The 18,686-nt window shown below is 34.5% G+C and carries 18 protein-coding genes; 11 read left to right on the top strand and 7 right to left on the bottom strand.

Features of this window, described 5'->3' with window-relative positions:
- From ACOQFO_RS15350 to ACOQFO_RS15360, 3 genes are all read right to left on the bottom strand, one after another.
- Nucleotides 1-703, bottom strand: a 703-nt coding sequence (locus ACOQFO_RS15350; RefSeq protein WP_421690551.1) for an IS66 family transposase zinc-finger binding domain-containing protein, incomplete at its 3' end; no start/stop codon positions are given.
- Nucleotides 704-765: 62 nt separating this feature from the next.
- Nucleotides 766-1,119: an IS66 family insertion sequence element accessory protein TnpB gene (gene tnpB / locus ACOQFO_RS15355; RefSeq protein ID WP_421690552.1), complete on the bottom strand. Its 354-nt coding sequence runs from the start codon at nucleotides 1,117-1,119 to the stop codon at nucleotides 766-768.
- Complete coding sequence (locus ACOQFO_RS15360) at nucleotides 1,109-1,303, bottom strand: hypothetical protein (RefSeq protein ID WP_421690553.1); 195 nt, start codon at nucleotides 1,301-1,303, stop codon at nucleotides 1,109-1,111. Before ACOQFO_RS15360 ends, tnpB begins: the two co-directional genes overlap by 11 nt.
- A 218-nt stretch (nucleotides 1,304-1,521) precedes the next feature.
- On the opposite strand from ACOQFO_RS15360, the gene recO reads away from it, so the two are divergent.
- Nucleotides 1,522-2,307, top strand: coding sequence for a DNA repair protein RecO (gene recO / locus ACOQFO_RS15365; RefSeq protein WP_421690554.1), 786 nt, complete (start codon nucleotides 1,522-1,524; stop codon nucleotides 2,305-2,307).
- Nucleotides 2,308-2,315: 8 nt separating this feature from the next.
- Here the strand turns inward: recO and ACOQFO_RS15370 are convergent, their stop codons facing one another.
- Together ACOQFO_RS15370 and ACOQFO_RS15375 are read right to left on the bottom strand one after the other, a co-directional pair.
- Nucleotides 2,316-2,795 (bottom strand): hypothetical protein, encoded by a 480-nt coding sequence (locus tag ACOQFO_RS15370; RefSeq protein WP_421690555.1) that lies wholly within the window; start codon nucleotides 2,793-2,795, stop codon nucleotides 2,316-2,318.
- Nucleotides 2,796-3,249: 454 nt separating this feature from the next.
- Complete coding sequence (locus tag ACOQFO_RS15375) at nucleotides 3,250-4,638, bottom strand: glycine--tRNA ligase (RefSeq protein ID WP_421690556.1); 1,389 nt, start codon at nucleotides 4,636-4,638, stop codon at nucleotides 3,250-3,252.
- Between the two features lie 525 nt (nucleotides 4,639-5,163).
- Here ACOQFO_RS15375 and ACOQFO_RS15380 point away from each other — a divergent pair.
- The 9 genes from ACOQFO_RS15380 to ACOQFO_RS15420 all read left to right on the top strand — a co-directional run bounded on the left by ACOQFO_RS15380 (nucleotide 5,164) and on the right by ACOQFO_RS15420 (nucleotide 14,300).
- Nucleotides 5,164-5,802, top strand: a complete 639-nt coding sequence (locus ACOQFO_RS15380; RefSeq protein ID WP_421690557.1) for a helix-turn-helix transcriptional regulator — start codon at nucleotides 5,164-5,166, stop codon at nucleotides 5,800-5,802.
- Between the two features lie 11 nt (nucleotides 5,803-5,813).
- Nucleotides 5,814-6,629: a pyruvate, water dikinase regulatory protein gene (locus ACOQFO_RS15385; protein WP_421690558.1), complete on the top strand. Its 816-nt coding sequence runs from the start codon at nucleotides 5,814-5,816 to the stop codon at nucleotides 6,627-6,629.
- A gap of 215 nt (nucleotides 6,630-6,844) precedes the next feature.
- A complete protein-coding gene (dnaG, locus tag ACOQFO_RS15390; protein WP_421690559.1) occupies nucleotides 6,845-8,665 on the top strand; it encodes a DNA primase in 1,821 nt (606 codons plus the stop codon).
- Nucleotides 8,666-8,697: 32 nt separating this feature from the next.
- Complete coding sequence (rpoD, locus tag ACOQFO_RS15395) at nucleotides 8,698-9,822, top strand: RNA polymerase sigma factor RpoD (protein WP_421690560.1); 1,125 nt, start codon at nucleotides 8,698-8,700, stop codon at nucleotides 9,820-9,822.
- A 169-nt stretch (nucleotides 9,823-9,991) separates the two neighbouring features.
- Nucleotides 9,992-10,552 carry a hypothetical protein gene (locus ACOQFO_RS15400; protein ID WP_421690561.1) on the top strand — a complete coding sequence of 187 codons (561 nt, stop codon included), beginning with the start codon at nucleotides 9,992-9,994 and terminating at the stop codon, nucleotides 10,550-10,552.
- 152 nt (nucleotides 10,553-10,704) lie between these two features.
- Nucleotides 10,705-11,847, top strand: a complete 1,143-nt coding sequence (locus tag ACOQFO_RS15405; protein WP_421690562.1) for an acyl-CoA dehydrogenase family protein — start codon at nucleotides 10,705-10,707, stop codon at nucleotides 11,845-11,847.
- A gap of 147 nt (nucleotides 11,848-11,994) precedes the next feature.
- The gene (gene cccA, locus ACOQFO_RS15410; protein ID WP_421690563.1) at nucleotides 11,995-12,342 is read left to right on the top strand and encodes a cytochrome c550; all 348 of its coding nucleotides are present in this window, start codon (nucleotides 11,995-11,997) and stop codon (nucleotides 12,340-12,342) included.
- A 141-nt stretch (nucleotides 12,343-12,483) separates the two neighbouring features.
- Nucleotides 12,484-13,179, top strand: a complete 696-nt coding sequence (locus ACOQFO_RS15415; protein WP_421690564.1) for a tRNA (adenine(22)-N(1))-methyltransferase — start codon at nucleotides 12,484-12,486, stop codon at nucleotides 13,177-13,179.
- Entirely contained in the window at nucleotides 13,179-14,300 is a 1,122-nt protein-coding gene (locus tag ACOQFO_RS15420; RefSeq protein WP_421690565.1) for a Nif3-like dinuclear metal center hexameric protein, read from the top strand. Before ACOQFO_RS15415 ends, ACOQFO_RS15420 begins: the two co-directional genes overlap by 1 nt.
- Before the next feature lie 64 nt (nucleotides 14,301-14,364).
- Here the strand turns inward: ACOQFO_RS15420 and dctA are convergent, their stop codons facing one another.
- Nucleotides 14,365-15,627 (bottom strand): C4-dicarboxylate transporter DctA, encoded by a 1,263-nt coding sequence (gene dctA, locus ACOQFO_RS15425; RefSeq protein WP_421690566.1) that lies wholly within the window; start codon nucleotides 15,625-15,627, stop codon nucleotides 14,365-14,367.
- A gap of 331 nt (nucleotides 15,628-15,958) precedes the next feature.
- Entirely contained in the window at nucleotides 15,959-17,005 is a 1,047-nt protein-coding gene (locus tag ACOQFO_RS15430) for a DctP family TRAP transporter solute-binding subunit (RefSeq protein ID WP_421690567.1), read from the bottom strand.
- 103 nt (nucleotides 17,006-17,108) lie between these two features.
- Here ACOQFO_RS15430 and ACOQFO_RS15435 point away from each other — a divergent pair, with 103 nt between their 5' ends.
- Nucleotides 17,109-18,686 carry an ATP-binding protein gene (locus ACOQFO_RS15435; protein WP_421690801.1) on the top strand — a complete coding sequence of 526 codons (1,578 nt, stop codon included), beginning with the start codon at nucleotides 17,109-17,111 and terminating at the stop codon, nucleotides 18,684-18,686.

Below are 18,686 nucleotides of genomic sequence, written 5' to 3' on the forward strand. Positions count from 1 at the left end.
TTGAAAGATTTTTATCGTTCGTGATTAAGCCTGAACGTTCCCATTCTTTCACTTGGCGATACAGTGGTAAATATTGAATGAACTTATCATATATTAATTTTGCCAACACCGTTGGACCTGCAATACTTCGTGGAATAACCGCCATCGGCGCTTTTCCACGTTTAATTTGAGCGTTTTGTGCCGTGTCTTTTTTACATTGCTTGCACTCATATGCATACTCAATGTGTTGTACGCGAACCATTCTTGCTGGGATAAATTTTGCTTCTTCACGTGCAACGCTGCTTCCGATTCTATACATGTCACTTTGACAACAGTCGCATTGTGTATTACTTGGATGATGATGTACTTCCTCAATCTCTACTCCTTCAATAAATGAGTCATTCCGCTTTTTGTTTTTTGTTCTACGAATAACTGTGTAGCTAATAGTCTCCGTGCTTTGTTCTTCTGTGTGCTCAGATTCGTTAAAAGAAGGATCATCCTCGAATAAGGAGCACTGACCATCTGGTGCTTGATATTTTGATTTCTCTGATTTTGAACCATATAACGCTTTTGTTAATTGGCGAACTTGTTCAGTTAACGCTTCAATTTGTTTCAATAAATCTTTATTTTGTTTTGTTAAATCACCGTTTTGTAGTTTCATATAAGTCAGCTGTTCTTCAAAAAGTTGAACCATTTTTTCTGTTGTTATTGAAGCGTTCGTCAAGTTATTCACCACATTTCCGTCCAGTATTTTCTAAAACCTATTATACATTTAGAATAATGAGTTTAAAAGACACCTTTAGAAGATTTCGCAATTGCTTTTGGTTGTGATAAAGATAATCCTTCTAACAACCAGCGCAATTCTTGATGTGATAAATTTCGTACTTCTGCTTCATTTTTCGGCCATTGCAACTTCCCGTTATCTATACGTTTATACAATAAAGCAAATCCGTCACCATCAAAATATAAACATTTATAACGGTCTCGACTCCATCCAGAAAATAAGAAAATCGCATCACAATAAGGATCTAGCTGAAATGAATCCTGCACAAGCGTAGCCAAGCCGTCTATTCCTTTACGCATATCCGTTCGACCACAAATGATATAGATTTTTTTCACCTTTGTAAAATCATGAATCATGGTTGCGTAACTCCTTCATAATTGTTTGAATGACAAAGTTCTTAACATCAGGGTAAAAGGAAATTTTTAATTCATTCGCTTGAATTACGCAGATTGGTTTTGCTGGTGAACGACTCGTATTACTAGAAGAAGTTGGAGTAGGTTCCAACTTGACTGGAACGATTGAAACCTTATTTGTTGACATAAAAAACACCTCCCTTGAAAAGATACTTTTATAGTACCGGGAGGTGCGTTCTGAAAATATGCGTTATTTGATTACGGGCTTACTTTATATATACATAATTAATGTAAATAATCTACCCTCAATAACTGTTTCTCTAATACAAATAACGAAGAAGTTACTTCAATCTAGCTTTCTCATGTATAATAGAAATAATGAATTTTTTGAAGGAAGTGCCGTGAGTGTTACATAAATGGGAAGGCATTGTCATAAAATCTCGCGCTTATGGCGAGTCAAATAAAATCGTTACCCTTTTGACGAGAGAAGCAGGTAAAGTAACGGTGATGGCAAGAGGAGCAAAAAAACCAACAAGTCGTTTAGCGGGAATTACACAAACCTTTATGCATGGAATGTTTGTATGTCAGCGTACGAGTGGAATGGGAACACTCCAACAAGGAGAGCATTTAAACTCGATGCGACATGTTCTAACGGACATTACGTTAACTGCCTATGCAAGTTATATCGTTGAAATTATCGATCGGCTTGTGGAAGAGGGGAAACCTGAACCTTATGCTTTTGATGTTTTACAACAAGCTCTCAATGCAATTGAAGAAGGTTATGATCCTGAGGCAATTACTTTATTCGTAGACTGGAAGATGCTTCCCTATACTGGGGTGCAGCCAATTTTACATGCATGCGCTCAATGTGGAGCCGTGGATGGGGAATTTGCTTTTTCTTTCTCACAAGGGGGTTTTTTATGCCACCGTTGTTTTCATCTAGATCCTTATATCATTCGTTTGACACCAACTCAATTGAAATTAATCCGTATGTTTTATATGGTGCCGATTGAGCAATTAGGAAAACTAGAGTTGAAGCGAGAAACGAAAAGATTTATTAAAAAAATCGTTACAACCATCTATGAAGAACAAACAGGCATTCGATTGAAATCTAGAACTTTTATCGAGCAATTAGAAAGAACGCCTGAGTTATTGCCAAGAAAGACCGATAAAAAGGAGGATAGCGAATAGCTACCTCCTTATCTTAATTCTGCTAATAAAGGCATTAAATCTTGTTTATATGCTTTCCAAAACAATTCTTGCATTTCCTGCTGTACTTTTGCTTTTTTGAAATCAATTAACTCGTTATATAAGGCTATCACCTCATCATCCTTAAAACTTAAACGATGATTAATTCTTTCTCTATCAGTATCAATGTGAAGTGTTATATATGAATCTATGAGTAATTGTAACTGGTTTGTATTTTTTATCGCTAAATCGTAAGCTTCCTTATGAAATTGTCCTATAGATGAATATAGATTAATTCGTTTTCTATGATATGAAGCTAATTCTTTTAGTTCTTCCAAACGTAAATTTGCTGTATAAAGAATATGATTCGCAGCATAATGCGATGGTAATTCTCTATTTAAAAGCGTTACAACTACAAATTGTAGTTGTTCATATAAATCTTTTTTTGTATCCCTTTCAATCTGCTTTTTTGATATTGCCTGAAAAAACATACTACTCCCCCCTAAGTACAAAAATCCCCTTACCACTAATATACCGAATTGGAAATAACTATTCATTAATAAAATTTGAATCTTCTGAATTTTTATTAAGGAATAGAAGGAAATGAAAAACTATCAGAAAATGATCCTAGTGATCAATTGGAGGTATAGAGCAATCTTATTGAGTGAACAAAGTGGGTTATAGTGACCATATGGATTGAAATTCTAATCGAAAGGTAACAGAGAAGGCTAATCAGTGACCATTTGGGTTGAAATTGCAATGGAAAGGTAACAGAGAAGCACTCTCAGTGACCAAACAGGTATGATTTAACACAGAAAGGTAACATAGAAACATTCAATTAGACCTGTTCCAGTAGTAGTCTTGTAATCGTAAAAAACCACTCAAGTAAACCAGATACAAAATAAAGGAGCATATCTCGCATTAGCGAAATATGCTCTATTTTTTTTAGAATTGTAAATGTTTTTCGATATAAGCTTTCACTTCTGAAATTGGCATACGTACTTGATCCATAGAGTCGCGGTGACGTACTGTTACTTGACCGTCTTCTTTTGAATCGAAGTCGTAAGTGATACAGAATGGTGTACCGATTTCATCTTGACGACGGTAACGTTTACCAATTGATTGTGATTCATCATAATCAACAGGGAATGATTTACGAAGTTCATCCCAAACAGCTGTTGCATCATCAGCAAGCTTTTTCGATAATGGTAGAACTGCTGCTTTAAATGGTGCTAGTGCTGGGTGGAAGCGTAGTACTGTACGTACATCGCCACCTTCTATTTCTTCTTCATCGTATGCATCAACTAAGAATGCTAACGTAACACGGTCTGCACCTACAGATGGTTCGATACAATATGGAACGTAACGCTCGTTAGTTACTGTATCAATATAAGTGAAATCTTCACCTGAATGCTCCATATGTTGTTTTAAATCGTAGTCTGTACGGTCTGCGATACCCCATAATTCACCCCAACCGAATGGGAAGCGGTATTCAATGTCAGTTGTTGCATTTGAGTAATGAGATAACTCCTCTTCACCGTGATCGCGAAGGCGAATACTATCTTCTTTAATACCTAAGTTTAATAACCAGTTTTTACAGAATTCTTTCCAATAATTTTGCCATTCTAAATCTTCCCCAGGTTTACAGAAGAATTCAAGTTCCATTTGTTCGAACTCACGTGTACGGAAAGTGAAGTTACCAGGTGTGATTTCGTTACGGAATGATTTACCTACTTGTGCAATACCGAATGGGATTCTTTTACGCATTGAGCGTTGAACGTTTTTGAAGTTCACAAAAATACCTTGAGCAGTTTCAGGGCGTAAATAAATTTCATTTGTTGAAGATTCAGTAACACCTTGGAATGTTTTGAACATAAGATTGAATTGGCGAATATCTGTAAAGTCATTTTTACCACAGTCTGGGCATGTTACTTCAAGCTCTTCCATTTTTGCTTTCATTTGATCGAAGCTCATACCATCTACAACGATTTCTTGGCCTGTTTTTTCAATGGATGCTTCTTCGATTAGTTTATCTGCGCGGTGTCTTGCTTTACATGATTTACAGTCGATCATTGGGTCATTAAAGTTACCTACGTGACCAGAAGCAACCCAAGCACGAGGGTTCATTAAGATTGCAGCATCAAGACCTACATTGTATGGAGATTCTTGAACGAATTTTTGCCACCAAGCACGTTTTACGTTGTTTTTAAGTTCAACACCTAATGGACCGTAATCCCAAGTGTTTGCTAAACCTCCGTAAATTTCAGATCCAGGAAATACAAACCCACGGTGTTTGGCAAGGGCTACAATTGTTTCCATTGATTTTGTTGTCATGAATATTCCTCCTATAGAAAAAATAAAATAAAAGCACCCGTCTCCGGGCACAATGGTTTTATGCCCAGGGACGAGTGCTTTACCCGCGGTTCCACCCTGATTGACTGAAAAACTGTTGGCAAGCGTTCGCACTCTGCGTTACGAGGTTCTTCACAATCCTCACGAACCCAAAAAGTTCGCTCCGGTTGTTCATCACCTCGTGCCTTGATTGACAAACGCTTTCAATCAGTTTTTCCTACTTACCAAAGCGTTTGCAAATCCGAGAACTTGCTGTTTTTCAATCCTCTTTTAATTTCAATGGCTCAAGGGTGCCGTTTCTCTTTTCGATGTAGGCTTTCACCAAATCCTACTCGCTTTTGTGGAAAAGATACTTATAGTCCTATCATTGCCTTATGATTTTGTTAGCTATAGTTTATGCTAATAATCTTAACTATGTCAATATTGTAGCATCTACTACTTTTCTTAGCAATTCATTGAATATTAGTATATAATATTTAAGTAAAAGTATAACACTATTTGAGGCGGGTGAGTCCAATAGAACTCAATAAACGTCAGGACACGATTCTGCAGATTGTCAAAGAAAATGGTCCTATTACTGGAGAGCAAATTGCAGAACGACTGAATTTGACTCGGGCAACATTAAGACCAGATTTAGCCATACTAACTATGGCTGGTTTTTTAGATGCTAGACCTCGTGTCGGGTATTTTTATTCAGGTAAAAAAACAATGGCAAGCGTTACAGAATCAATGATGAACTTAAAAGTTAAAGATTTTCAATCAGTTCCTGTTGTGGTATCTGAAAACATGATGGTATATGATGCCATCGTGCACATGTTTTTAGAAGATGTGGGAACTTTATTTGTTGTAGACCATAGATCACACTTACAGGGTGTACTGTCAAGAAAGGATCTACTTCGAACAAGTATTGGCACTCAAAATTTAAATCAAATCCCAGTACATATCATAATGACTAGAATGCCGAATATTGTATTTTGTCATAAAACAGACTCTCTAATCGTTGCAGCAAAAAAATTAATCGAGAGACAAGTAGATTCGCTTCCGGTCGTGAATGAGAAAGAAGATGGATTTGAAATTGTTGGGCGCATAACAAAAACGAATATTACAAAAGCATTTATATCATTAGCTGAAACGCATGATTTATAAGGAGTGCTAATTTGAAAAAGTTACAAGTATATGTCGTATCCGATTCTGTTGGTGAGACTGGTGAACAGGTAGTTAAAGCAGTTATTACTCAATTCCGTCCAAACTTTGATAATACGATTATTCGAAAATTTGCACATATAAACAATAAAGATCATATAGATAACATCGTTGAAATTGCCAAAGCACAAGATGCAATGATCGTCTTTACTCTAGTAGAAGAGAGTATGCGATTATATATGATTGAGGCCTGCAACCAAAAAGGTGTAAAATCGTATGATTTATTAGGACCTATGATTAGTATTTTTGAAAAAGAAACAAATCAAAAGCCACTACAAGAGCCTGGATTAGTTCATAAACTCGATGATGATTATTTTAGGAAAATAGAAGCTGTCGAATTTGCTGTTAAATATGATGATGGACGTGACCCTCGAGGTCTATTACTTGCGGATGTTGTATTAATAGGTGTGTCTCGAACATCCAAGACACCATTATCACAATATTTAGCACATAAACGATACAAGGTGGCAAATGTCCCTCTTGTTCCAGAAATCGATCCACCCGAAGAATTATCTCAAGTAAATCCTAAAAAGTGCTTCGGATTAGTCATTTCTCCGGAAAAGTTAAATATGATTCGAAAAGAAAGACTAAAAGCTTTAGGTTTAAACGATGATGCAAACTATGCAAAGCACGCAAGAATAGAAGATGAGCTTAAGCATTTTTACAAGGTTGTTCAGCAAATTGGTTGTGATGTGATCGATGTTACAAATCGCGCAGTTGAAGAAACAGCCAATGTGATTATTCACAAAATAGAACAAGAAAGGTCTTGATTAAACCGCCTCCAATCCGTTTGGGGGAGGTTTTTCTTCAGTTTTTACAAAAAAAGAGTGGATTTTTCAAAATGTTTGTTTTATAATAATAAAATTGTGGTAAAAATACAATTGGATATAATTATCACTTGAAATTTAGATTTTTTGTCGTATAATAAAGGATTTTTTAAAATTATCGCGAATTGTGTATTAAGTTAATTTAAGATGGTGATGCAATGACTGGAAAAATTCCTGAGGAAACGATTGAACAAATACGTTCTCAGTCGGATATCGTCGATGTAATCAGTGAATATGTACAGTTAACAAAGAGAGGGCGTAACTGGTTTGGATTATGTCCATTCCATGGTGAAAATACACCTTCATTTTCAGTATCTCAAGAAAAGCAGATTTTTCACTGTTTTGGTTGTGGTGCGGGAGGAAATGCAATTACGTTCATCATGGATATTGAAAATATTCCTTTTGTCGATGCTGTTTCCAAATTAGGAAATCGGATGGGAATCCATCTTGATATACAAAATGATAGTATGCAAAAAAGTGCAGGGAATTATTCAAAAGCAGAAGAAAATATGCTAAATGCACATCAATTTGCTGCTGATTTCTATCATCATTTATTAATGAATACAGAAGATGGTGAAGAAGCATTAAATTATCTTCTGAAAAGAGGATTTACGAAGGAAGATATCGAAACGAATGGTATAGGATGGTCATTATCTTCCTGGGACACACTGTCAATTCTTCTCCAAAGAGAAGGGTATGACTTAGATGAAATCGCCGAAAGTGGATTAATCATAAAAAGAGAAAATGAGCAATCATATTTTGACCGTTTTCGTGCACGTATTATGTTTCCAATTCGTGATGACTTTGGAAAGATTATTGCGTTTTCGGGTCGAATTCTTCATCAAACAGGCAATGATGCAAAATATTTGAATAGTCCCGAATCACCTATATTTCATAAAAGTCAAGTATTATTCAATTTGGATAAGGCTAGAAGTACAATTAGAAAATCCGGACAAGTCATTCTAATGGAAGGCTTTATGGATGTTTTAGCAACAAATCAGGCAGGTATTTTAAATGCTGTTGCAACCATGGGGACCTCCTTAACTCCCCAGCATATCACAAAGCTCAAGCGCTTAGTTGAAAAAGTAATAATCTGTTATGACGGTGATAATGCTGGTTTAGAAGGAGCGAAACGTGCCGCTGAACTGCTACAAGCAGAGAGGTTGAAAGTTGAAGTTGCCGTACTTCCCGATCAATTAGATCCAGATGAGTATATACGTAAATTTGGACCTGAATCTTACAAAAAGATTTTGGACAAACCTCAAAGCTATATCTCTTTTGTCATGATGCATGCAAGACGCAATAAAAACTTCCAATTTGAAAATGATATATTACAGTATATACAGGAAGTATTGGAACAACTTGTCGACAAATCTCCGGTTGAACGGGATTTATATATAAAACAGCTCGCAAGTGAAACAACTATTTCTGTAGATGCTATTTATACACAATTTCGTAAATTAGAAGCAGATAATGCAAAAACGTTTAAACGTAATTCTCAAAAAGTTGGACAAACTGTTGTCAATGATATTAAACAAAAAAAGAAATTGAATGCAACTGACAGAGCAGAAAGATTACTCCTATCGCATATGCTTAATAATGCTGAAGTGGTTGATCGAATTATGAATAGTTCAAATCCTCAGCCGTTTGTTCATGATGAATATGTTGCTGTTTTTGTTCGCTTAATTGGTTTTTATGAAGAGCATGAATCTGCAGATTACCAAAGATTTTTAGAGGTATTAGATGATAGTTCTTTAAGGAAAATTGTGATGGAAGCTGCCGTAACTGAACGTGATCCCGAGCAGTCGGAAGCTGAAATCTCAGATTGCTTAAAACAACTTAAAAAACATGGCATTGAATCAGAAATAAGTAAATTAACTCATGATTTCCAAGAAGCAGAAAAAATGCATGAGCATAAACGTGCACTTGAAATCGCCCAACAAATAATTGTTTTACGAAAATCATTATCGGCTATTTAACTTGATACGGTTGGTTAGAAGGAGGAAGGTTTATGGCTGACAAGTCAGAACATTCAAAAGAAGTAGTTAGTGAACAAAAATTAGAAGAGGTTAAAAAACTTCTCCAAGAGAAAGCAAAAGATAAAGAAATATCAATGGCTGAAATTACAAGCCAACTCGCACCTTTCGAATTAGAAAATGAAGAGATATTCCATTTTGCTGAAGAGCTTGAAAATAACTTTAATGCTACTGTAAATGGAAAAGAAGAGTTTGAAGAAGAGGCCCTTTCGAAACAAGAAGCTAGTGAAGAAGAATTTGATCTAAATGACTTAAGCGTTCCTCCTGGTGTTAAAATTAATGACCCTGTAAGAATGTACCTAAAAGAAATCGGAAGAGTGGATTTATTAACTGCTGAAGAAGAAATATTATTGGCAGAACGAATCGAAAACGGAGATGAAGAAGCGCGTAAACGTCTTGCAGAAGCAAACTTACGACTAGTAGTTTCCATTGCTAAGCGCTATGTTGGGCGTGGAATGCTTTTCTTAGATTTAATCCAAGAAGGAAATATGGGACTAATTAAGGCTGTAGAAAAGTTCGATTACCGTAAAGGATTTAAATTCTCGACTTATGCTACATGGTGGATCCGCCAAGCAATCACTCGTGCTATTGCTGACCAGGCAAGAACAATTCGTATTCCAGTTCATATGGTCGAAACAATTAATAAATTAATCCGTGTTCAACGTCAATTATTACAAGACCTTGGTCGTGAACCATCTCCTGAAGAAATTGGAGAAGAAATGGATTTAACTCCTGAAAAAGTTCGTGAAATTCTAAAAATTGCTCAAGAACCAGTATCATTAGAAACGCCAATTGGTGAAGAAGATGATTCACACTTAGGTGATTTTATTGAAGATCATGAAGCTCAATCTCCATCTGATCATGCTGCTTATGAATTGTTAAAAGAGCAGTTAGAGGATGTTCTAGATACTTTAACAGATCGTGAAGAGAATGTATTACGTTTACGTTTTGGTTTAGATGATGGTCGTACTCGTACACTTGAAGAAGTAGGAAAAGTGTTCGGTGTTACACGTGAACGTATTCGCCAAATCGAAGCGAAAGCATTACGAAAGCTTCGCCATCCATCTAGAAGTAAACGTCTAAAAGATTTCTTAGAATAATACATCAATTTAAAAATAGAATGCTAAATCCTAATACGTTTAGCATTCTATTTTTTTGTGTTTGTATCTTTTAAAATTTATTCACATTAATTTGTTACTTTTTAATGATTGATAATCTAGTACTGTAATATAAAATATATACATAATTAACTAAATTGGGAGATTACTAATGTCAAACCCACGAAAGCAAATCATACTTAACGAAATTCTTTTTTGGAAACAAAATAAACTACTACCTGAACAATATTGTGACTTTTTAATGACCTTATATTCTGAGGGGAATGAGTTAGAGGGCAAAGAAAAAATAAGTCATAAAAAAGCAGTAAAAGCTAAAGAAATGAAAAAAGTTTTTGTAATAAACAGTTTTTTAGTAATTATGGCAATTCTCTTACTTGGTTTACTTTTTACGGTTCAACAAATTACCTTATTATTATTAATTGTGGTAGGGATACTATCCATAACTAGCTTGGTTGGTGCTTATTATTTTGCAAAAAAACAAAGCTTCTTAGCACCAATATTACAGCTTGTATCGGCTCTATTTGTATTTGGTCTGTCAGTAAAAATTAGTATTTCCTTTTTTCCAAATGATGCTACTATTCTATACTCATTGATAATCGCTAACTGTATTTTATGGTTAGGAATGGGTATATTATCGAAAAAAATTTATTTCATCATTTCAGGGTCACTTGGTTTAATGGTACTAATTGTTTATAAATTATTTTTTAACTAACTCATAAAAGCATGTAAAAGATAGACAGTTTAAAACCGATTTATGGTTTCCTGTCTTCTGTGCATGCTTTTTATATTCATTTCATTGTTTTATTCGATTTCACCAATGAATATATCTATGGTAGTTGTATTCATAATACGAGGAGGAATGAAATGGATTTTGATTTAACAACTGAACATACAATGTTGTTAAAAATGATTAAAGAATTTGCTGATGAAGAGGTTGCTCCCGGTGCAATTGAACGTGATCGAACGAAAAGGTTTCCAATAGAAATTTTTCAACAACTGGCGGAAATGGGCATAATGGGGTTACCTTTTCCTGAAGAGTATGGTGGAGCCGGAAGTGACACAATAAGCTTCGCTATCGTAACTGAAGAAATAAGTAGAGCCTGTGCTTCAACAGGTATTACCTATTCCGCGCATATTTCGTTAGGTGGAGCCCCTTTAAACCTCTTTGGAACAAAAAAGCAAAAAGAGAAATTTCTTGTGCCTATTTGTGCAGGAGAGTCATTTGGAGCCTTTGGACTAACTGAACCGAATGCCGGATCCGATGCAGGTGGTACCGAAACAAAAGCAGAGCTTAAAAATGGACAATATATTATTAATGGATCAAAGGTCTTTATAACAAACGCTAGTTATGCGAAGCACCTTGCCTTAACTGCGATTACCGCAAAAAAAGATGGTGAAAAGGAAATAAGTGCCATCATAGTACCAACAGACAGTAAAGGTTTTACTATTAAGAGTGAATATGAAAAAATGGGGTTAAACGCTTCAAATACAACTGAACTCATCTTAGAAGATGTCGTAGTTCCTGAAGAAAACCTACTGGGTAAAAAAGGTGAAGGGTTTAAGCAATTTCTTAAGACTTTAGACGGTGGTCGAATTGGAATTGCTGCGATGGCTGTTGGTATTGCACAAGCAGCATTTGATAAGGCAGTAAATTATTCTAAACAACGAAAACAATTTGGAAAAACTCTTTCTGCATTCCAATCAATACAATTTAAATTAGCAGATATGGCTGTAAAGATAGAATTAGCGAGAAATATGGTATATAAAGCAGCTTGGTTAAAAGATGTAGGGAGACCTTATACGAAAGAAGCTGCTATGGCAAAATATTATGCTTCTGAAATAGCTATGGAAATTTCTGATGAAGCAATTCAAATTCATGGTGGTTATGGGTATATGAAAGAGTATGAAGTGGAAAGATATTTAAGAGATGCGAAACTTTTAGAGATAGGGGAAGGTACATCTGAAATACAAAAATTAATCATATCTAGGAAAATTCTGAACAATTAACACACATTTGTCAAAATTGTTACAGAGTATAGAAAAAGTTAGTGTTTAGGTCTTTTCGTTTTTGGAAGATTGCAGTACAATTATAGATGTTGACTAGATTCTATAATAAATAGAACCATATATGAAGTAAAAGGGAGGGTAACTTATATGAAAAACAATCCAGTAATTCCTTATATCCTAATTATGGCATTTGGTATCGGACTTATTTTCTTTATGTCTATGGAAGGCGTTGGAAACAAAGAGGAAATCGCTCATGGTGGCGAACATGGAGAAACTGCTGAAGAGGGTGCAGGTGGAGCAGAGTTAGTTTCATCTTGTATCGCTTGTCACGGTGGTGACTTAACTGGTGGTGCAGTTGGTCCAAATTTAGTAGGTTTAACAGATGTTGAACATATTAAAGATGTTATCATGAACGGTCAAGGTCAAATGCCGCCACAAGATAAAAGTGAAGCAGAAGCACAAGCTATCGCTGAATACATTACTTCTTTAAAATAATAATTTATTACAAGTAATCCTTAGTTGTATTTACAACTAAGGATTTTTATATTTCAAGATAATATATCGTTAACAATTGGTAGTTAGTCAAATTTTCTACTATAATAATGATTATCGAAATGGAAAAGGCGGTAATTTGTAGTGAATGCACAAAAACTTTCAAAAAGATTAGAAACAGTAGCATCATTTGTGCCTACAGGAGCAATTATAGCAGATATTGGTAGCGATCATGCTTATTTACCCTGCTATTTAATTCATAAAAAAATTGCTAAAAGAGCAATTGCTGGTGAAGTAGTAAAAGGGCCATTTGAAACAGCAGTTAGACAAGTCCGAGAAGAGGGTTTAATCCATAAAGTTTCCGTTCGTCTTGCAGATGGTCTGGAAGCAATCGATGAATCAGATAAAGTGGATACGATTACAATTGCTGGTATGGGTGGACCGTTAATTGTATCAATTTTAGAAAAGAATCCTTCTGCACTAAAATCTGTTACTCGTTTAATTTTGCAACCAAATATTCATTCGAAAGTGATTCGTGAGTGGGCAGTAAAAAATAATTGGGCACTTTTAGATGAAGTCATTTTAGAGGAAGATGACAAAATTTATGAAGTTCTCGTTTTACAGCGCGGAGAAATGGAACTATCTGAAAAAGAACTATTACTTGGGAAATATTTGCCAGTTGAGAAATCAAAAGTTTTCATAAAAAAATGGGAGAATGAAATTGCGAATTGGAAACGTGTCTTAGCTTCACTAAATGAAGCCGAATTAACTCCAGAAATCGATAGAAAAAGAGAGGAATTGCAACACTTAATTGCTATGGTTGAGGAGGTTATTTGGTAATGAAAACAGCAAATGGTCATGAAATTATTCAATTATTTGAAAGCTGGTCTCCCAAAAAACTTGCCTGTATGGATAATGATCCAATTGGACTGGCAATTGGAACTTTGAATAAAAATGTGACAAAGGTTTTAGTTACTTTAGATGTTACGGATCAAGTTGCTGATGAAGCAATTAAAAAAGGATGTCAATTAATCATTGCTCATCATCCACCAATTTTCCGTAAATTATCTAACTTAAGAACAGATACACCAGCAGGTAAGCTATATGAAAAACTTATAAAAAATGATATTGCAGTTTATGCAGCACATACAAATTTAGATGTAGCTACTGGTGGGGTCAATGACTTATTAGCAGAAGCTTTAGAGCTATTAGATACACAATTTTTTGAACAAACATTTAGTGAAAATTTGATGAAGCTCGCTGTATTCGTACCAGATGGACATGCGGATGCTCTCCGCTTAGCATTGGCAAAAGTAGGTGCGGGACATATTGGGAATTATGATTCTTGTAGCTTTTCTAGCAAAGGAATTGGACGGTTCCGTGCATTAGAAGGAGCAGATCCCTACATAGGTGAAGTAGGTGAAATGGAAGAAACTGAAGAAGTAAAAATTGAAGTCGTATTTCCTACTTCGATGAAAAACAAAGTATTAAAAGCGATGTTAAATGCTCATCCTTACGAAGAACCTGCCTATGATTTTTATACAATGGCTGTAGAAACGAATCAGATGGGTCTAGGACGCATTGGAACTCTGAAAGAACCAATGACTCTCGAACAATTTGCAAATCACGTAAAAAGCAGTCTAAACGTTCCTGCGGTTCGAGTTGTAGGAAATTTACAAGAAGAGGTTAAGAAAGTTGCTGTTATAGGTGGAGATGGTAATTCGTACGTTCATTCTGCAAAACGTGCAGGAGCAGATGTGTTTGTAACGGGAGATATTAAGTTTCATGTTGCTCAGGATGCAGAGAATTTAGGTTTGAATATCATCGACCCAGGTCACCATGTTGAAAAAGTTATGATTAAAGGTGTATCTGAAAAAATGACACAACTTTGCATTGAAAATAAACTCGATGTTGAATTTATAAAGTCCGAAATCAATACGGAACCATTTCAATTTATTTAACAAAAAACAACTTGCCAAGTATTACAGTTGGCAAGTTGTTTTATTATTTTTACATGAAATTGTATTATGCATGAGAGTGAGAGCGTTCATCTTTTAATTGCTCATATTTTGCATTGTCAAATTCTTTTTCTGATTTAGAAATAACTACCGCAGCTAAACCATTACCGATTAAGTTAGTAACTGCACGAGCTTCTGACATGAAGCGGTCAACACCAATTAATAAGGAGATACCTTCAACAGGAATCATTGGGAATGCTGCTAATGTTGCTGCTAATACAATGAATCCAGAACCTGTAACCCCTGCAGCACCTTTAGAAGTAATCATTAAGATACCAAGTAAAGTTAAAATTTGAATCCAAGAAAGATCTACACCGTAAGCTTGCGCGATGAATAGTGCTGCCATTGATAAATAAATTGCTGTTCCATCAAGGTTGAAGGAATAACCAGTTGGGACTACTAATCCAACCGTTGATTTTGAACAACCCATATTTTCTAATTTTTTCATTAATGATGGTAATGCAGACTCTGATGATGATGTACCGACTACCAAGAAAATTTCTTGCTTAATATAGTTGATGAATTTAAAGATATTGATACCGTAGTATTTTGCGATTGAACCAAGAACCAAAACAATGAATAAGAACATTGTGATATATATAGCTGCCATTAATAAACCTAAGCTTTTTAATGATCCTAATCCAAAGTTACCAATCGTGTATGCCATTGCACCGAATGCTCCGATTGGAGAGAAAATCATTACCATACCAACAATTTTAAAGAATATTTCTGATACTGTTTCAAAGAAGTTAATAACAGGTTTTGCTTTTTCACCAATTGCAGCTGCAGCTAAACCAAATAATACTGCTGCAAGTAATGTTGGTAATAATTCACCATTTGCTAGTGCACCTACAAAGTTATCAGGGATAATTTCTGAAATGAAACCAACAATACTAAAATCAGTTTCAGCTGCTGCAGTTGTGTATTTAGAAACATCTGCGTTTTCAGCTGCTGAAGTATCAAAACCATCTCCAGCGTTAATTAATAATGCGATTGCGATACCAATTGCTAATGCAATCGTAGAAACGATCTCGAAGTAAAGTAATGCTTTACCACCTATTTTACCAACTTTCTTCATATCACCCATCGCACCAATACCGATTGCAACTGTTAAGAAGATAATTGGAGCGATTAACATCTTGATTAATTTAATGAATAAATCTGCTAAAATTTTTAAACTTGCACCAAACTCCGGCCAAATTGCTCCTACAATAATACCTAAAATAATTGCTGCAATAACTTGAAAAGTTAAGTTCTTAACTATCTTCATAAACCATCCTCCTCTATGTTTGAAACAAATGATATCGTTTTCATAGACACATAATAGCAAATAATTTTCTGAAAACGGCGTTTAGTTTTTAAAAGTTATTTCGTTCAATTTGTTCATTTTAGGTTTAATAAACTATCAAATCCTTATTCATCAAGGGCTCAGGCTGTTATAATACTGTTTTAATTTACATGAAATTTGTTATAGAACAAAAATAAAAAACTGCCGAAATTAATCGACAGTTTCACTTTTGTTCATTTAGTTCATTAAAGAGATTAAACGATTTGGTTGTAATTTCCCCGTTATCAAAATATTACCAATACTCTTTATTTATTTATTTATTTATTTCATTTAAAAGTATATCTAAATAATCCGGATGGATATTTTTTGTGTAATATTCGTAGATTGGAGATAATTCTTCCATCCAATCTTTCTTATCTTCTTCATTTAATTCATAAATGTAAACTTGTTCATCCTGTAACAAGGTTTTTAGGTTTATGGCATTGATATTTTCTGCCTCTTCAAACTGCCAATTTTCCATCTCTTCAAGTGCACTCGCAATTATCTCCTGATCATTTTTACTTAACTGGTTCCAAAATTCCTTGTTCATCATAACTACATAGCTTAAGATTCCGTGATTTGAAAGTGTTATATGATTTTCCATTTCGTAAAATTTTTTCGAATAAATATTTGAAATTGTATTTTCTTGTGCATCTACTGACATATTTTCAAGTTCATTATAGACATCACCAAAGGATGTTGTTATCGGTTTAGCTCGTAACAAATAAAACTGTTCCTTTAGTAATTCACTAGGCATCATGCGAACTTTTTTATGCCAAAAATCTTGTATTTCTATTATTGGTGAGTGACTCGAAGCAATTTGTTTAAATCCATTATTCCAAAATGTAAGACCTTTAATATTGATAGAATCGAATTCGTCGAGTAATTGTTCGCTTAATGGTCCTGTTAACACTCTCTTTAATTGTTCCTCGTTTTCAATTAAAAAGGGAAGATCAAGAACCTGCAAGTTAGGAAGATATTCAGTCATTTTGGAGAAGGTTGGTGCAATCATTTGGATATCACCTTCTTTTAATGCTTGTAATTCATTATCATCGTTATAAAGCATGCCGTTTGGATAGACTTGAACAATTATTCGTCCATTACTTTTCTCTTTAACGATACTAGCAAACTTTTCTGCCGCTTTTCCTTTAGGTGTATTTTCTGCTACAACATGACTAAATTTAATAATAATTTGATTTTCTAATCCAACTTGTTCATCGTCGTAAGGGAGTTTTCCTTGGGAAAATATATTTTGACGATATCCAAGCAAAACAATTAATATAAAGATTGTTATTATTGAACCTATAAAAAATCTTTTCAACTTACTCACCACAATATATTTTTTTCTAAATTATAGCGATAGTTCACTTTATATAACAATGAAAATGTGATGGAGGCGAAAAAATTTGAAACTTAAACTTTCAATGAATGGAAAAATGTTATTCTTAACGTTTTTCATTATCGCTTTCTCGTTTTTAGTAGCCGGAACATTTGTATTAAACAGTCTACTGAAAGAACAAGAAGATGAAATTGGTCAGCGTGCCATGCTTATCGCAAGAACGGTCTCAAATTTATCAGAATTGAAAAATATATTAAGCAGTACTCATATAGAGGAAAAGTATACTAAAATAAACGAAATCGTAGAAGAAATTCGTTTTATTAATGATTTAGAATACATTGTCGTCATGGATATGAATCGTGTCAGATATTCTCATCCCTCGCAAGAATCAATCGGAAAAGTAAGTACTTCTACTGATATGAATGCTGCTTTTGCACAACATTATTATTTATCAAAAGCTGATGGTGTGAATGGAACGATGATTCGTGCATTTGTACCAATTATGGACGAAGAAAATAACCAAATTGGAGTTACACTTGTTGGAAATAAAATACCATCTATTAAACAAGTTTTTAATGATTTTAGTAATGAAATATTAATTACGTTCGGATTATCCATCTTCTTCAGTATTTGGGGAGCGCTTACGTTGGGTAGACATATAAAAAGACAAATGCTCGGATTTGAACCCCAAGAAATAGCTCAAATGTATGTAGAAAGAACTGAAACATTTAATGCGATGCACGATGGGATAATTGCAGTTGATGATCAACTAAATATCACAATATTTAATAATACGGCTGCTGAAATCCTCGGTGTTAACAAGGATCCTTCTACTCTTATAGGTAAAAATATATATGACATCATTCCTGATTCACGTTTACCCGAAATCGTATTTACTGGGAATTCTGTACACAATCAGGAAATTTACGTAAATGAACATAGTATTTTGAGTAACCGTGTTCCAATTCACGTGAACGGTAAATTAGTTGGAGCAGTAGCTGTGTTTCAGGATTTAACAGATTTTAAACTATTGGCGGAGGAACTAACAGGAGTAAAAGCCTATGTTCAAGCACTACGAGTCCATACTCATGAATATAAAAACAAACTACATACAATTAGTGGTCTATTAAATTTAGGGCATACAAAGCAAGCATTGGAGTACATTTCACAAGTACGAGATGAACACGATTTTGTCACAAAGTTTTTAAATGAGCGAATTTACAATGAAAATATTTCTGGCTTATTATTAAGTAAAATTAGTCGAGGTAAAGAGCTAGGCATAAAAGTAACAATAGACGAAGAAAGTAAATTTACAAAATTCCCACCAAAACTTGACCATCATGATTTTGTCGTAATCTTTGGGAATCTAATCGAAAATGCTTTCGACTCGCTCAAATCAATTGATATTGAGGATAAAGAGGTTACGATCTCAATAGATGATCAAGATGATATTTTAGCAATAATGGTTAGTGACAATGGTATTGGAATGGAAAAGGAAACAATTCAACATATTTTTGAACAAGGTTATTCTACTAAAGCAAAAGAAAACCGTGGAATTGGACTTTACTTAATCGATGAAATAGTGAAAAAAGGGAATGGTACAATAGAGGTAACAAGTGAATTAAATAAAGGAACGACATTTATCATTACATTTGAATTTTAG

The organism is Ureibacillus sp. MALMAid1270, assembly GCF_049202975.1.
Taxonomy (GTDB): Bacteria; Bacillota; Bacilli; order Bacillales_A; family Planococcaceae; genus Ureibacillus.

Bases quoted from the DNA above. Each gene is read 5' to 3' on its own strand.
- tnpB (WP_421690552.1), bottom strand. From the start codon at position 1,119: ATGATTCATGATTTTACAAAGGTGAAAAAAATCTATATCATTTGTGGT.
- ACOQFO_RS15360 (WP_421690553.1), bottom strand. From the start codon at position 1,303: ATGTCAACAAATAAGGTTTCAATCGTTCCAGTCAAGTTGGAACCTACT.
- ACOQFO_RS15370 (WP_421690555.1), bottom strand. From the start codon at position 2,795: ATGTTTTTTCAGGCAATATCAAAAAAGCAGATTGAAAGGGATACAAAA.
- ACOQFO_RS15375 (WP_421690556.1), bottom strand. From the start codon at position 4,638: ATGACAACAAAATCAATGGAAACAATTGTAGCCCTTGCCAAACACCGT.
- dnaG (WP_421690559.1), top strand. From the start codon at position 6,845: ATGACTGGAAAAATTCCTGAGGAAACGATTGAACAAATACGTTCTCAG.
- rpoD (WP_421690560.1), top strand. From the start codon at position 8,698: ATGGCTGACAAGTCAGAACATTCAAAAGAAGTAGTTAGTGAACAAAAA.
- ACOQFO_RS15400 (WP_421690561.1), top strand. From the start codon at position 9,992: ATGTCAAACCCACGAAAGCAAATCATACTTAACGAAATTCTTTTTTGG.
- ACOQFO_RS15405 (WP_421690562.1), top strand. From the start codon at position 10,705: ATGGATTTTGATTTAACAACTGAACATACAATGTTGTTAAAAATGATT.
- cccA (WP_421690563.1), top strand. From the start codon at position 11,995: ATGAAAAACAATCCAGTAATTCCTTATATCCTAATTATGGCATTTGGT.
- ACOQFO_RS15420 (WP_421690565.1), top strand. From the start codon at position 13,179: ATGAAAACAGCAAATGGTCATGAAATTATTCAATTATTTGAAAGCTGG.
- dctA (WP_421690566.1), bottom strand. From the start codon at position 15,627: ATGAAGATAGTTAAGAACTTAACTTTTCAAGTTATTGCAGCAATTATT.
- ACOQFO_RS15435 (WP_421690801.1), top strand. From the start codon at position 17,109: ATGAATGGAAAAATGTTATTCTTAACGTTTTTCATTATCGCTTTCTCG.